This is a genomic window from Mesorhizobium sp. M8A.F.Ca.ET.207.01.1.1, assembly GCF_004794715.1.
In the GTDB taxonomy this organism is placed as follows: domain Bacteria; phylum Pseudomonadota; class Alphaproteobacteria; order Rhizobiales; family Rhizobiaceae; genus Mesorhizobium.
The window spans coordinates 22733-36776 of the sequence record NZ_SRUS01000001.1 but is presented as its reverse complement, the minus strand read 5'-3'; the positions used below and the strand labels follow the sequence as shown (position 1 = coordinate 36776).

The 14044-nt window shown below is 61.6% G+C and carries 13 protein-coding genes; 8 read left to right on the top strand and 5 right to left on the bottom strand.

Annotated elements, in window-relative coordinates; translation table 11 throughout:
- Positions 1-147: 147 nt before the first annotated feature.
- A complete protein-coding gene (locus EN850_RS00150; RefSeq protein ID WP_210237981.1) occupies positions 148-582 on the bottom strand; it encodes a hypothetical protein in 435 nt (144 codons plus the stop codon).
- A 250-nt stretch (positions 583-832) separates the two neighbouring features.
- On the opposite strand from EN850_RS00150, the gene EN850_RS00145 reads away from it, so the two are divergent.
- The 6 genes from EN850_RS00145 to EN850_RS00120 all read left to right on the top strand — a co-directional run bounded on the left by EN850_RS00145 (position 833) and on the right by EN850_RS00120 (position 6033).
- Complete coding sequence (locus tag EN850_RS00145) at positions 833-1150, top strand: hypothetical protein (RefSeq protein WP_136090347.1); 318 nt, start codon at positions 833-835, stop codon at positions 1148-1150.
- Between the two features lie 766 nt (positions 1151-1916).
- Complete coding sequence (locus tag EN850_RS00140) at positions 1917-3254, top strand: site-specific integrase (protein WP_136090346.1); 1338 nt, start codon at positions 1917-1919, stop codon at positions 3252-3254.
- A gap of 760 nt (positions 3255-4014) precedes the next feature.
- Positions 4015-4305, top strand: coding sequence for a hypothetical protein (locus EN850_RS00135; RefSeq protein ID WP_135922040.1), 291 nt, complete (start codon positions 4015-4017; stop codon positions 4303-4305).
- 569 nt (positions 4306-4874) lie between these two features.
- Positions 4875-5105 carry a hypothetical protein gene (locus EN850_RS00130; protein WP_245520717.1) on the top strand — a complete coding sequence of 77 codons (231 nt, stop codon included), beginning with the start codon at positions 4875-4877 and terminating at the stop codon, positions 5103-5105.
- A complete protein-coding gene (locus tag EN850_RS00125) occupies positions 5102-5551 on the top strand; it encodes a hypothetical protein (protein ID WP_246689117.1) in 450 nt (149 codons plus the stop codon). Before EN850_RS00130 ends, EN850_RS00125 begins: the two co-directional genes overlap by 4 nt.
- A gap of 137 nt (positions 5552-5688) precedes the next feature.
- On the top strand, positions 5689-6033 hold the full coding sequence (locus EN850_RS00120) for a hypothetical protein (protein ID WP_136090345.1): 345 nt from the start codon (positions 5689-5691) through the stop codon (positions 6031-6033).
- A gap of 28 nt (positions 6034-6061) precedes the next feature.
- On the opposite strand, the gene EN850_RS00115 is transcribed toward EN850_RS00120, so the two are convergent.
- The 4 genes from EN850_RS00115 to EN850_RS00100 form a co-directional block, all read right to left on the bottom strand.
- Entirely contained in the window at positions 6062-7681 is a 1620-nt protein-coding gene (locus EN850_RS00115) for an ABC transporter ATP-binding protein (protein ID WP_127871312.1), read from the bottom strand.
- Between the two features lie 49 nt (positions 7682-7730).
- Positions 7731-8852, bottom strand: a complete 1122-nt coding sequence (locus tag EN850_RS00110; protein WP_127279556.1) for an ABC transporter permease subunit — start codon at positions 8850-8852, stop codon at positions 7731-7733.
- The gene (locus EN850_RS00105) at positions 8845-9768 is read right to left on the bottom strand and encodes an ABC transporter permease subunit (protein ID WP_127279557.1); all 924 of its coding nucleotides are present in this window, start codon (positions 9766-9768) and stop codon (positions 8845-8847) included. Before EN850_RS00105 ends, EN850_RS00110 begins: the two co-directional genes overlap by 8 nt.
- Before the next feature lie 164 nt (positions 9769-9932).
- Positions 9933-11525: a peptide ABC transporter substrate-binding protein gene (locus EN850_RS00100; protein ID WP_135883429.1), complete on the bottom strand. Its 1593-nt coding sequence runs from the start codon at positions 11523-11525 to the stop codon at positions 9933-9935.
- 283 nt (positions 11526-11808) lie between these two features.
- On the opposite strand from EN850_RS00100, the gene EN850_RS00095 reads away from it, so the two are divergent.
- A complete protein-coding gene (locus tag EN850_RS00095; protein WP_189343786.1) occupies positions 11809-12255 on the top strand; it encodes a TadE/TadG family type IV pilus assembly protein in 447 nt (148 codons plus the stop codon).
- Positions 12256-14025, top strand: coding sequence for a TadG family pilus assembly protein (locus tag EN850_RS00090; protein ID WP_136090344.1), 1770 nt, complete (start codon positions 12256-12258; stop codon positions 14023-14025). It abuts the gene before it with no gap.
- Positions 14026-14044 lie beyond the last annotated feature (19 nt).

Sequence of the window (14044 nt, the reverse complement as noted above, 5' to 3'; positions counted from 1 at the left end):
ATTCAACGTCCAGCGCCGCTCGCAACTGCGGCCAATTTGCTCCGCCGCCAATGGCGTCGATGACCGCAAAGGCTGGTCCTGCAAGGGAGGAAGCAAAGGCCTTGCGGATCTCGGTGGCATGATCGGGCCGCGCCCTTAGGCAAAGGCTCAGATATGCTCATGCGTCACCCCCTTTCTTACGGCCGCGGGTCTTCGGGGCCTTGGGCTCGGGTTCGACGTAGAATTTTCCAGGTCGTGGGCGATGGCCAGCGACTTGTCGGTCTTGCACTTCTCGCGCACGCGATCGGGCCAATAAGCCATGGCCAGATGCGCCCAGTCGTAGTCGCCTTTTTCCAGCCTCCCCCAGGTGTCCTTCAGGATCTTCTGCCAGGGCTTGTGGCGGAAGAGCTGCCAGAGCGGGGCGGCGGTGATCTGGACGCCGTCGTCGTGGTTCGGGTGATAGGTCGGGGCGAGCTGCAGCAAGGTGTCGCGCAGCTCGATCAGTTCCAGCTCGAGGGTCTGGAGCGCCTCGAATGCCTTTTCGTCATCGCGTGAGCGGGCAGTGCCCTTGTCGCGCAGCGTGGTGGTATCGCGGCTGCCCATAGCCAGATTGGAAGTTTGGATATTGGTGCCTCCATTTGATCGCTCGGATGTCCCTTCTGGAATTCGCCAGTAGTCGGCTCGACGACTGCTAAGCGCAAACCAGTCATACGCTGGGGGGCTGCGTCGAAACGCGGAGATCAACTGGGCGCGTGGCGACCACGACATCGTTTATGACGAGGACTTTCTGGCCAGGTACGTGAACGCGGCTCAGTCCGCTGGCTCGGTCCCATGGCGAGGCATTGGGGAACTGATGTGGTGGAAGGGCTTCGAGCTCCTGGTCAGCAATGCAATCATCCGGAGATCGCCTGTAGCCATCGCGCTCCTGTACGCCCACGCCGCCAGCCTCAACGAGCTCGCGTCCATCCTTGCCCAAAACGTCAATCTGGTCGGCGCAATGGCGCTTAAGTTCACTTATCAGGATGGCGAAATAACCTCGGCGGACTTCGTGCCGACCATCTCGCCTGATCGGCTCCGAGAGATGATCCAAGAGCGAGGCCGGCGGAAGGCGGCAACGCTTGGCGCGGCCGTTGAACGCATGGCAAAGTTTGATCCTGAGGATCCTGAATGATCCTTTGCCGCCACTTCCTCCTTCTTCACGCAGCCAATGTTTGTCCAATGGTCTTCTTCGGTGGCACGTTTGCCCACGGCTCGCGCGACGTTCTTCGGATCTGCCGGATCGGCAGTCGCACCCCCAACGATCCACCGGCATCTCGCGGGCGACACCTTCTCGGCCAAGCTGTCCAGCTCAGGTCGCGAGGAGCGATGGCACGGCCAGCTGGATTTTTGGCAGGCACTTTCTTTCTGCAGCCCGGCCGTCGGCCGGAAAGTTTTGGAACCGGCTCGGCCGCGGATCTTTCGATCAACCGCGCGCAATTAGGTCCAGTGGGGAAGGAGTATACGCTTTTTCCGCCTCTGGGACTGACCGATGGCGGGAATGGACCTACCCTCGGCCCGCAAAAATTTTTGCTTTTTCGGGTAATAGCACTCGCCGCCCGACGTCCGCAGGCAAGAAAAGCCGCTTCCCCTATAGTACCACGCCCAAGGGCAATAGAACCGCATTGTCCGACGAACTAGATCAGGCTGGCTCCGCCATCAATGGCCTCCACATAACAGCGTGTCTTCTGATCTGTGACCAACCGCATTTTTGACAAAAGCAATCACCCTGACCAAACCGCACCGCTCCGGCTGGACATAGCCGCTCGCATCGCTTTCCCCGACGGTACGATGGGGGCACCAGGGCTGCGCAAGGAGCGGGATGCTGGCCGCCTAGTAACAGAGATGATCGCGGGGAAGGAGTATGTCACCTTGGCCGCGATCACCGAGATGAGGGAAAGATGTCGAGGACTTCGAAAGGGGCACGCCTCGTCTGGCGGGACGAAAGCAGGAAGCAGGACGGATCCTTGCGGAGCCGGGCCGGCTGGTTCATCCGTGACGGCAACACCTTCGTCAGCGCTTGCGGCGGCACTGGCAACCGCGAACAAGCTGAGAAACGCCTCGCCAGCTTTATCACCGAAAAGTACGAGCCGGTCCGCGAGCGCAGTCGTGATCCCGTTACGGTCGCAATAGCCGACGCCATTAGTGTCTACCTAACTGACGTCGCGCCAAATCACGCCAAGCCTAAGGAAACCGCTGGCCGTATGGTCTCTGTGCTGAACTGGTTTGGCAACATGATGATCGGCGACATCGACGGCAAGATCTGTCGCGACTATGCTAAAGCGCACGGCGGCGGTGCAGCCGCTAGGCGGCAGCTGGAGGACTTGCGGGCAGCGCTGAACAACTATCATCGAGAAGGCTACATAACCTCGGCGCCGGCCATCGTGCTGCCACCTAAGTCCGTGCCCAGAGATCGCTGGCTGACACGAAACGAAGCGGCGGCTTTGATCCGCGCTGCGTGGCGCATGCGTCAGTCGTGGAAAGGTCGGGCTAGCGACCGTCGCACAGGGCGCCACGTCGCGCGCTTTATCCTTGTCGCGCTCTACACCGGCACGCGCTCGGCGGCGATCTGTGGTGCTGCCGTCCGACCTACCGAAGGGGCGGGCCATTTGGACCTGGAGCGCGGCGTTTTTTATCGTCGCGCGGCTGGTCGCCTCGAGACCAAGAAGCGCCAGCCGCCGGTGCGTCTGCCCGATCGTCTGCTTGCCCATGTACGGCGGTGGGCCGACACTCCACTGGAGATCAAGACCAAGGGTCGCGGCAAGAGCTCAAACGTCGGTCGAATGATCGCCCACGAGTACGTCGTTGAGTGGAACGGGAAGCCCGTCCAGTCAATCAAGAAGGCGTTCCGCTCAGTAGTCGAGGCAGCCGGATTGGGCTGGTACGACGATGTTGAAGCCCCGGATGGAAGCGTCAGACGCATATTCCGTTCCGACGTCACTCCGCACATCTTCCGCCACACCGCTGCAACATGGCTAATGCAACAAGGCTCCGACCCTTGGGCAGCCGCTGGCTTCCTCGGCATGACCGTCGAGATGCTGATCCAGACGTACGGCCACCATCATCCAGACTTCCAAGCGGAGGCGGCCGAGGCGATTGTCTCCAAGTCGCGCTACAGGGATCTTCCAAAAAATGTGGTCCGCATGCCGGAGGCACAGACGACGAACGCGCCCCCAGGTCCCCACAGAAACCCCACAGATATGCTAGAAACAAAGGTGAACAAAGGTCGCCGACCGTAATGAGGAATGGCGGAAATCCGGGCTTTTGCTGGCAGACCCCGTCGTTCGGGACGAGGGGGTCGCAGGTTCAAATCCTGCCACTCCGACCAGAAAAACAATGTATTAGCGCATCCCGACTTTGGCGCAATCGGCGATTCACCTGATAGGCCTGCGTCCAGGCTGATGCCTTTTCCCTCAGCGCGGGGAACGGACACGAAATCCCTTTCCTCGCATGACGCATGAGCAACGAGGTTCCTGCATCGTGCCGGTCAATCTGCGGAGAGTGTTCGCGGCGTCGCTGCCACGGATCACACTCCGACAGGGCATGGCGCGCGGCGCCTAACGGAGGCCGAAGAAGCTCAATATCGCAATGACGATGACCACCGCTCCAACGAGCCAAATGATATTGTTCATAGACTCTCTCCTGTTGCCTGGTGAGCCCGCGCCTCTGGCGGAGGACACGGGCCGATCAGCCTTTGCCGACTGATCTTCAGCAGACCTCAATTGTGATGCCTGCCGCGGAGATAGAACAGTTAGACCCTCCTAATGTTCCGCAGCCTGAGTGAAACCGTAGAGAACGCGATGCCGCGACTAGCCGTGGCATGAGGATGGCTAGGGGGCGGTGGCTAAATGTTGCGGTTTTTTGCATCCCTGGCCAGCGACGCCATAGCCGCCCTTCGACCTGCCGCACGTCCCCGCCTGTCCCAGGAAACCCGGAACCAAAGGGGTCAGCGGCAGTTGTATCCAACGAAGGGCTAATCAAGGCAATGGAGAAATTGCAGTGAAAACAATGATCATGTGCGCTTTGGCGTTTTCGATGGGATTGCCCGCTTTGGCTTCGGCCGCCGAGGCGGACGTTGTCGTCACGACCCATCATCGACATCACAACCACGTCAGGATCATCAACGAGGAAGGTCAGCGGCTTCATCACCGTCACCACGGAACGATTGCGTTCTACGACCATGGTCGCCGGCATCATTATCGGCAGGATCGGGATGCCGTTGTCGTCACCGGCTCCATCTCCACCCACCGTCACCACCACCCGGTGGTGATCGAAAACGGCGGTTACTGATTACCGACTGGTGGCCCGGCTCTCGATCAAGCCTGGCCACCAGATGACTTTCCCTGGCACGCTATGCGCGGCTGAAAATCCAGGCGCAGTGGACCGTGCCAGTCCTGAATACCTCATCACCGCTGGTAAGTTATGGAAGCTCGGCTCGGGTCAGGCAATTTTCCCGACGCTGGCCAGTCCAGCCAGGGTTTGTGCCAAATCCAGGGTTCGCTCGCCACTTGGAAGAGCGAGCGAACCCTGTCAGCGCAGGAAGGGACTGGACTGCGCCGATGTGCGAGGAGGTTAGCCGAGGACTATTGCAGCCACCATGAAAGTGATGGCCATCGCGAAGATCGGTGCGAGCAACCAACGCGCCTGGTCAACACTCTTCTTCCTCCCACAATCTGCTAGCGGACAAACGGCGGCAAACAGCGGCCGTGCCGGGCTCCGCGCCCGGCAAGACCATTGCGTCCTGGTGCAAGACTTAAGTCCCGCGCCTTACCAGACCGAAGCCCTAACCGGGAACGTTTGCCCGCGCTCCAAGTTCGGTTGATTGGGCGCGAGGACCATCAAAAAACGAGACGGAATAAATGACCAGCACAATCTCGAATCGTGAAGACGCAAGATCCGATATCTTGCAGCTGCGCGTGGCAGACCTCCGGAGCAGGATGCGCAGCGCGCGGATCAGCGAGGGCGAAATCAAGACCTTCCAAAAGGTCGCGGCGGTAATGGAGGACGGTCAAGGCCGGATCGATGGCGACGACTTGATCGCCGCATCCTTCGTTACCGACGCGCTGACGGACACGACACGTCCTGAATGACCATGCCAACAATCAGCAGGCTTTTTGAATCCCATCCCGAAGCGGCCCGGATCGCCGGCAACCTTTTGGCGGCCGGGGTTCCGCGCGTACAGATCGCCATTATCGGGCCCTACCACGACGAAATCGGTGTCCTGAAATCTCCGGCAGTCATGCTTGGCGCTGCCGCCGGGCTGTTGGCGTGCCTGGGCGCTTTTGCTGCTTACGGCATCAATCCTTTCGCAACCGGCCTGTCGGCGATGGCCCTGACAGGCACGCTCTGCGGCTGCGCCCTCGGCGGCTTGCTCGGACCCTTGGTCGCGACCGCCAGAAGGCCGGAGCGCCGCAGTGTCGGCGAAGGGATCGTGCTGGTGACAGCCCATGTCGATGACAACGCGGCCGACATTGCCCAAATGGTGCTCGGCGGCGGTTGTGTCCCCATGACCGGATTGGCCGCCGAAGCAGCGTAAGAATTTTCGACGACAGTGAGACGGGCCGGTAACCAGCGCAGAGCCGGCCGGCCGGTCAAACTTTGACGAAAAGGGCATCCGCGCTAGTTTGACCGACGAATATGAGGGGGCCGGCACACGGCGAACCGGACGCGAATATGAATTTGATCTCAACAACAGGGTCAGCACCGGTTCTTCTGGCTGCCATGCTCCTGGTTGGCGGATGCGGGACGATCGGCGGAAGGGCCGATCCGGCCAAATACGAGAGCATGAGCTGCGCGGAGCTTAACAGCGCCGTGGGAAGCAGCGCGAGCGACATCTCGCAAACCGCGATCACCCGCGGCAAGGTCGCCAACACCAGCGTGCCGCGCTGGCTGCTTGGCGGATCGCGCGTGAAGACGGCGGTCGCCAATCGTGAAACGGCCAGGATCGACCGGTTGAAGCAACAGCAGGATGCCGCTGTCGCGGTGCGCGCGCGCAAGTGCGACGGCTCGGCCGACTGAGCGAACGGACCTCACCTGCAGCGGCTTATCACGCGCTCAACCGGAACCGCGTGACGTCGATCGCGGCGTTCATCAGCGTCTGCGTATAAGGCGCTTGCGGGTTGCTGAAGATCGCCTCGGTCGGTCCCTCCTCGACGATCTTGCCCTGCTTCATGACGATGATGTAGTCGGCCATGGCGCGCACCACCGCGAGATCGTGGCTGATGAACAGGTAGGACAGTTCGTGGTCGGCCTGGAGTTTGCGCAGCAGTTCCACGATCTGTTTCTGCACCGAGCGGTCGAGCGCCGAGGTCGGCTCGTCCAACACGACCATCTTGGGCTTCAGGATCATGGCGCGGGCAATGGCGATGCGTTGCCGTTGTCCGCCGGAAAATTCGTGCGGGTAGCGGTTGCGGGCGTTGGGATCGAGGCCGACTTCGCGCAGCGCCTCGACCGCGCGCTGGTCGCGCTGCTTTCCCGAAAGGTTCGGTTCATGCACCAGCAGCCCTTCGGTGATGACCTGGCCGACGGTCATGCGTGGCGACAGCGAGCCGAAGGGATCCTGGAAGACGAGCTGCATCTGGCGCCGCAGCGGCCGCATCTGCTGCCGGTCGGCCGTGGAAATGTCGCGATCGCCGAACCGGATGAGCCCATCGCTCGGCAACAGCCGCAGCAAGGCGCGGCCGAGCGTCGATTTGCCCGATCCGGATTCGCCGACGATGCCGATGGTCTGGTTACGTTGCAACCGGATCGAGATGTGATCGACAGCCCGCAGCATCAGGGGTTCGCCGGCCAGGAACCCGCCGCCGATCCTGAATGTGACTTCGACGTTCCTGCCTTCGAGCACCACGGGCGCGTTGGCGGGCGGAGGTGCCTTGGTTCCCGTCGGCTCGGCAGCCAGCAGCATCTTGGTGTAGGCATGCTGCGGGTTGGCGAAGATCGCTTCCGCCGCGCCTTCCTCGACGACCTCTCCCTGGCGCATGACATAGACCCGGTCGGCGAAGCGCCGCACGATGCCGAGGTCGTGGGTGATGAAGACGATCGCCATGCCGAGCTTGCGCTGCAGCTCGGCCAGAAGCATCAGGATCTGTGCCTGGATGGTCACGTCGAGGGCCGTCGTCGGTTCGTCGGCGATCAGGATGTCGGGGTCGTTGGCGAGCGCCATGGCGATCATCACGCGCTGGCGCTGGCCGCCGGACATCTCGTGCGGATAGGATTTCATCCGCCGTTCCGGATCGGGAATATGGACGAGCCGCAGCAGCTTGAGCGCCTCTTCACGCGCTTCGGCGGCGCTCAGGCCGCGATGCCTGCGGATCGGCTCCATCAGCTGGTTGCCGATCGAATAAAGCGGATCTAGCGAGGTCATCGGTTCCTGGAAGATCATGCTGATCTTGCGGCCGCGGACCTTGTTCAGCTCGGACTTGCTCAATGTGAGCAAATTGCGGCCGCGATAATCGACATGGCCCGACGCTTCGCCGTTGGAGGCCAGCAGGCTCATCGCCGCCATCATCGTCTGGCTCTTGCCGGAGCCGGACTCGCCGACCACGGCAACCGTTTCGCCGGCATTGACGTGGATGTTGATGCCCTTGACTGCTTCGACGGCACCGTCGAGCGTGCGGAAGCGCACGCGCAGGTCCTTGACGCTGAGGATCGTTTCGGGAGTGGCCATGTCAGCGATCCCCATTTCTATCTATCCGCATTTTTAGCGATCCCAATCTTTATCGATCTCTTGGGTCGAGCGCGTCGCGCAGGCCGTCGCCGACGAAATTCAGGGCGAACAGCGTCGAGACGAGGAAGAAGGCGGGAAACAGGAGCAGCCAGTTGGCGGTGCCGATGTTCTTGGCGCCGACGGAGATCAGCACGCCCCAGCTGGTCATCGGCTCCTGGATGCCGAGGCCGAGGAACGACAGGAAGCTCTCCAGGATGATGACCTGCGGCACCAGCAGGGTCATGTAGATCACCACGGGGCCAAGCAGGTTGGGGATGACATGGCGCACCAGGATGCCGCGCTGGCCGATGCCCATGGCTTCCGCCGCCTGGACATATTCCTGCCGGCGGATCGACAGCGCCTGCCCGCGCACGATGCGCGCCATGTCGAGCCACAGCACGGCACCGACCGCCAGGAACATCAGCACGAAGTTGCGGCCGAAGAACACCACCAGCATGATGACGAAGAAGATGAACGGCAAGGAATAGAGCACGTCGACGATGCGCATCATCACCTCGTCGACCTTGCCGCCGGAAAAGCCGGCGGCGGCGCCATAGATCACACCGATCACCACCGCAACGATGCCGGCGAGCAGGCCGATGGCAAGCGAGATGCGCCCGGCCATCAGCGTGCGCGACAACAGATCACGGCCAGTGTTGTCGGTTCCGAACAGGAAATACTGCTGCTTGACCGATGCGCTCATCGTCACTTCGAGGCCGTCGGGGGACTTGCTCTCTATCTTGGTGTCGTCGAAGGCATCGGAACGGTCGAGGTAGCGGATGTTGCGGTCGTCGATCGGCTTGGTCGACTTGACCGTGACGAAGACCTGGCTCCCTTCCTGGTGCCACTCCTTGATGTCGACCCGCATGCGTTTGATCGCTTCGGCAAGCGCCGTCTCGATCATATCGGGTTTCGGGTAGGCCGACAGGCTTGGCGGCATGCGCACATAGTCGGCGTAGATGGTCGTGTATTGATGCGGCACGAACCAGGGGCCAAAGACGCTGACGACACCGATCAGAATGAGGTAGTAGAGGCTGAACATGGCGGCGCGATTGGCCTTGAGGCGCGCCCAGGCATCGCCCCAAAGCGAGCGACCAACGATGGCGGGAGCCGTGGCCGTGATGTCAGTCATAGCGCACCCTCGGGTCGACGACCGCGTACATGACGTCGACGATCAGGTTGAAGACGATGGTGAAAATGGCGATCACCACCACCGTTCCCATCACCAGTGTGTAATCGCGGTTGAGCGCGGCATCGACGAAATAGCGGCCTACTCCGGGAATGGAGAAGATCGTCTCGACGATGACCGAGCCGGTCAGCAGTGCCGCCGCAGCCGGACCGGTGAAGGAGACGATCGGCAGGATGGCGCCGCGCAGCGCGTGCTTGACCACCACCGACCAGTCGGAGAGGCCGAGCGCGCGCGCCGTTCGGATATGATGGGATCGCAGCGATTCGATCATCGAGCCGCGCATCAGGCGGGCAACGATGGCGATCTGCGGCAAGGCAAGCGTCAGCACCGGGCCGACTTTGTTGATGAAGGCGCCGTCGCCCCAGCCGCCGATCGGCAACAGCCTCCAGGTCAGCCCGAACAGGAGCTGGATCACCGGCGCGATGACGAAGGTGGGGATGGTGCTGCCCGCGGTCGCCAGGGCGATCACCGTATAGTCGCCAAGCTTGTTCTGGTTGAGCGCGGCAATGGTGCCGAGCACGCTGCCGAGCAACAGCGCCAGGATCAGCGCCGAGGCACCGAGCTGGACGGAAATGGGCAGGCCCTTGGCAAACAGTTCGGTGACGGTGAAATCCGGCATGTTGTAGCTCGGGCCGAAATTGCCGCGCAGCAGATTGCCGAGATAGTGGACATATTGCAGCCAAAGCGGATCGTTGAGGCCGAACTGGGCTTCAAGATTGGCCTTGATCTCGGGGCTCAGACCCCGTTCTTGGTTGAATGGACCGCCTGGCGCGACGCGCATCAGGAAGAACGCCATCGTCACGATGACGAACAGCGTCGGGATGGCGGTCAAAAGCCGCCGGAATACGTATCGCAGCATCGGTGCCCCGCTTGATCCAGAGCAGGCCCGTCCACTCGGACGATTGCGCTCCAGCCTTCAAATCTTCGCACCGAACTTTCCGAAAATCGATTCCGCTTCCCGAGCCGATGCGATGGCAAACCAGCGCCGCCGCGCATTGGGTTGCGCGGCGGCTTGGCCAGGGATCAGTCCTTGCTGACGAAGCGCGACGGATGCACGTCCATCACATTGTCGACGAAGCCATGCAGCTTCGAGGAAACGATATCGTGGTAGCTGTAGTAGAGAAGCGGGATCTGGCCGACATCGTCGATGAGGATGCGCTCGGCCGCGGAGAGATCCTTCATGCGCTCTTCGGGCTTGCCGCCGGCGGCCGCGGCCTTGTCCATCGCCGCTTCGTATTGCGGGCTGTTGTAGTTCGAATAGTTATTGCCGCTGGCCTTGCGCGTGATGCCGAGGAAGGTTTCCGGATCCTTGTAGTCGGCGATCCAGGCGGCACGCGCCACGTCATAGTCGCCCTTCTGCTCGAGGAAGGAGTAGTGGGTCTTGGTGTCGGTGTTGAGCAACGTGACGTCCACGCCAAGCGGCTTCAGCTGCTCCTGGATCGCCACTGCGGTGTTCTTGTGGTTTTCCGAGGTGTTGTAGCGGATCTCCATCTTCAGCGGATGCTCGGGCGTGTAGCCAAGCTTCTCGAGGATCTTCTTGGCGGCGTCCTCGCGGTCGATCTGCGGCATGTCGGCGTATTTGGCCATTGCGGGCGTATAGCCCTCGATGCCGGGAGGCACCATCGAATAGCCGGGCAGCATCGAGTTCTGCCAGACCTTTTCAGCGATGAAGTCACGGTCGATCGCCATCGAGATGGCGTTGCGCAGCTCCGGATTGTTCCACGGCGCCTTGTCGGTCTTGATCGCATAGTAGTAGGTGCCGAGATACGGTCCGACATGGATCTGGTCGCCGAACTTGGTCTTGAGGTCGGCCAGCTGTTCGGTCGGCAGATCGTCATAGCTGTCGAGTTCGCCGGCCTCGAAGCGCTTCATCGCCGACGAACGATCCTCGGTCGGGATGTAGTTGACTACGTCGAACTTGACGGTCGCGGCGTCCCAGAATTTCGGATTCTTGACCAGTTTCATGTGGTCGTTGGGAACCCATTCGGCGAGCGTATAGGCGCCGTTCGAAACCAGTTTGCCGGGCTTGATCCAGTCGGCGCCGAGCTTTTCAATCGAGGCCTTGCTGACCGGATAGGTCGCCTGATGGGTCAGCATCTCCAGGAAGTACGGCGTCGGCGCCTTCAAGGACACTTCCAGGGTGTTGGCGTCGATCGCCTTGACGCCCATGTCTTCCGGCTTGCCCTTCTTGGTGTTGACGTCCTCCGCGCCCTTCACCGGATACAGCATCGAGGCGTATTCCGCGCCGGTCGCCGGATCCTCCAGCCGGTGGAAGGCATAGACGAAGTCGTCCGCCGTCACCGGGCTGCCATCCGACCACATGCCGTCCTTGCGCAGCTTGAAGGTATAGACCGTGCCGTCATCCGATACCGTCCAGCTTTCGGCGGCGCCCGGAATGAGGTTGGCCTTCTCATCCTGCATGACCAGTCCCTGGAACAGGTCACGCAGCACGTTGGCTTCATAGACCGTTGAGGTCTTGTGTGGGTCGACCGACTCCGATTCAGCGGCGGTGCCCCTGTTATAGACGGTCTCGGCGAAGGCTGGCGTCAAGAAAGTGCCGGCAGCCAAGGTCATGGTCGTGGCGAACACCGTCGCCCTCAGCATGTTTTTCAGCATGAAGTTCTCCCTGTCGGCGCTGCCATGGGCGCGCCTTAACGTGTTGACGCCCCGGAACCGATGTCTGATTCCTTTGAGCGCGCCGCCGGTTCCCTCCGGCGGCTGGTGGCAGGAGACTAGACAGGAGGTCAGCTCTTTTCAACCGAGTACTGATTGACCTTAAGTCAAGCCTCATGATTGCAGAAGCAATGACTAAATTAGAGAGTCTTTTTCAATCGAGCACATCCTTTGGTTGCGTCCAGAGTTTTCGCTTTCTGCATGCGAACTTGGGCATGCTGCAGCCATGGTTGACAACCTCATTTGCAAGGTCCGAAGGCGCCAGTTCCGAACAGACAATTCGGGCACTTCAGCGGTCGAGTTCGCCCTGCTGTCGCCGCTCTTCATGCTTCTCTTGCTCGGGATGGTTGGGTACGGCATCTATTTTGGCGCCGCCAATTCGATACAGCAAATTGCAGCCGACGCCGCCCGGACGGCTATCGCCGGGGTGAACCAGACCGAGCGCCAGACGCTCGTGGCCAGCTACCTCGCCAACAACGCCGGCGGTTACCCCTTCGTGGACGCCAGCAAACTGACCTACCAGGCCAATGACAGCGTTGCCGACGGAAGCCAGTTCGTGGTGTCCATCTCGTACGATGCCCGCAACCTGCCGATCTGGAATCTGTTCCCGGGCATAGCCATGCCAGGGACGACCATCAGGCGTCAGTCAACGATCAGGGTCGGGGGTATCTGAATGTTGCAGCGGGCGGGCAAGGGCATCGGCCGGCTTGCACGGTCGATGATGGGGGACAGGAAGGCGAACTTCGCCGTCATGACCGCATTGAGCGCGCCGGTCGCGCTGGCCCTGGCCGCGGTGGCGATAGACGAGGCCTCCATCTACACCGAGCGCCGGGAAGCCCAGGCGATGGTCGACCTGGCAGCGATCACCGCTGCCTCGAACATCAACAACGTCAACACAGCCGTCGTCACCACGCTCACCGACAACGGCATGCCGGGTGTCGTCGTTCAAGCTTCGGGCCAGACCATCCCGGCGGCCGCCGGGAAGACGGTGGTGACGGTTACGCAAGGCCGATATGCCTCATCGACCGCTAATGTCAGCCAGCGCTTCCAGGCGGGCGTGACGCCTTACAATGCCGTCCGGGTGACTTTGGCGAAGATCCCCAAGCGCTACTTCGCAAGCTCGCTGATCCCCACTCCCGTCATCGGCACCCAAGCCACCGCCAGCATGACGCCGCAGGCGACATTCTCGGTCGGGTCGAGATTGCTCAGCGTCAATGGCGGCATCCTCAACGCACTTTTGAGCGGACTTCTCGGCGGCAACATCTCGCTCAGCGTCATGGATTACAACGGACTGATCTCGGCCGATGTAAGCGTGCTTTCCTTCGTCAGTGCGCTCGGCACACAACTGAACATCACGGCCGGCACCTATTCCGACGTTTTGGCCTCGAAGGCGACCGTCGGCCAGATCGCTACTGCCATGGCCAATGTTCCCGGTCTCGGCAATACCGCCAAGGTCGCCTTGCAGACCATCGCCTCCAAGTCGACCAGCACCGTCAAGATCCCACTCAGCAGTCTTGTCAACCTTGGTTCCATCGGCAGCCTGGGCCTCGGGCAACAGCCGTCCGGCCTTGGCGTAGACGCAAGCGCAATGGGGATGCTGACGGCGGCGGCCGTACTCGCCAACGGCACCAACCAGGCCGCGGTCGATCTCGGCGCGACCATCCCGGGGCTGCTCTCCACCAAGCTCAGCATCGCCATTGGGGAGCCGATGCAATCCTCGCCCTGGCTGGCCATCGATGGCATCGGCACCGTCGTGCGGACCGCCCAGACGCGCATCAAGCTGACGGCCTCCGTCGGTGTCGGCACGCCGAGCCTGGCCGGCGGCATCAGCCTGCTTGCCGTCAATCTGCCGCTCAATGTGGAAGTCGCCTATGCCGAGGCCAAGCTGACCGACATAAGCTGTCCGACAGGGCCGTCCAGCATCAATGTCTCCATCGCCGCGCACCCCGGCATTGCGCGTTTGAACCTGGCCAACGGCAACAACCCGTCCGGCTTCGCCGATTTCAGCCAGCCGCAGACCTTCACCGACGCCGAGATCGCCGATGTGAGTCTGAAGCTCCTGCTGATCAACATCCCGCTGATTCAGGTGATGGGTTCGGCCGCGACCGCGATCACCAACAACAGCCCGCAGACCTTGACCTTCAACGCAACCGACATCGCCAACAAGACGATCAAGACCGTTTCGACGCGAAACATCTCGCAGTCGCTCACCACGTCGCTGGTCAACAACCTGTCGCTTTCGGTCAATGCGCTTGGTTTGGGCATCGATCTGACCGCCCTGCTTGGAACGGTCAAACCAGCAGTGGTGGCCCTGCTCAACACCGTAACGGCGCCCGTCGACGACTTGCTCTACAATGTGCTGTCAGCCCTGGGGGTCGGTGTCGGCCAGGCCGACGTGCGCGTCACCGGTGCGACCTGCGGACGCGCGGTGCTGGTTCAGTAGGACCGCTTGGCCACAACCG

Excerpts from the sequence above, each read along its gene's own strand:
- EN850_RS00150 (WP_210237981.1), bottom strand. The coding sequence starts at position 582 with ATGGGCAGCCGCGATACCACCACGCTGCGCGACAAGGGCACTGCCCGC.
- EN850_RS00145 (WP_136090347.1), top strand. The coding sequence starts at position 833 with ATGTGGTGGAAGGGCTTCGAGCTCCTGGTCAGCAATGCAATCATCCGG.
- EN850_RS00140 (WP_136090346.1), top strand. The coding sequence starts at position 1,917 with ATGTCGAGGACTTCGAAAGGGGCACGCCTCGTCTGGCGGGACGAAAGC.
- EN850_RS00130 (WP_245520717.1), top strand. The coding sequence starts at position 4,875 with ATGACCAGCACAATCTCGAATCGTGAAGACGCAAGATCCGATATCTTG.
- EN850_RS00125 (WP_246689117.1), top strand. The coding sequence starts at position 5,102 with ATGACCATGCCAACAATCAGCAGGCTTTTTGAATCCCATCCCGAAGCG.
- EN850_RS00120 (WP_136090345.1), top strand. The coding sequence starts at position 5,689 with ATGAATTTGATCTCAACAACAGGGTCAGCACCGGTTCTTCTGGCTGCC.
- EN850_RS00115 (WP_127871312.1), bottom strand. The coding sequence starts at position 7,681 with ATGGCCACTCCCGAAACGATCCTCAGCGTCAAGGACCTGCGCGTGCGC.
- EN850_RS00110 (WP_127279556.1), bottom strand. The coding sequence starts at position 8,852 with ATGACTGACATCACGGCCACGGCTCCCGCCATCGTTGGTCGCTCGCTT.
- EN850_RS00105 (WP_127279557.1), bottom strand. The coding sequence starts at position 9,768 with ATGCTGCGATACGTATTCCGGCGGCTTTTGACCGCCATCCCGACGCTG.
- EN850_RS00100 (WP_135883429.1), bottom strand. The coding sequence starts at position 11,525 with ATGCTGAAAAACATGCTGAGGGCGACGGTGTTCGCCACGACCATGACC.
- EN850_RS00095 (WP_189343786.1), top strand. The coding sequence starts at position 11,809 with ATGGTTGACAACCTCATTTGCAAGGTCCGAAGGCGCCAGTTCCGAACA.
- EN850_RS00090 (WP_136090344.1), top strand. The coding sequence starts at position 12,256 with ATGTTGCAGCGGGCGGGCAAGGGCATCGGCCGGCTTGCACGGTCGATG.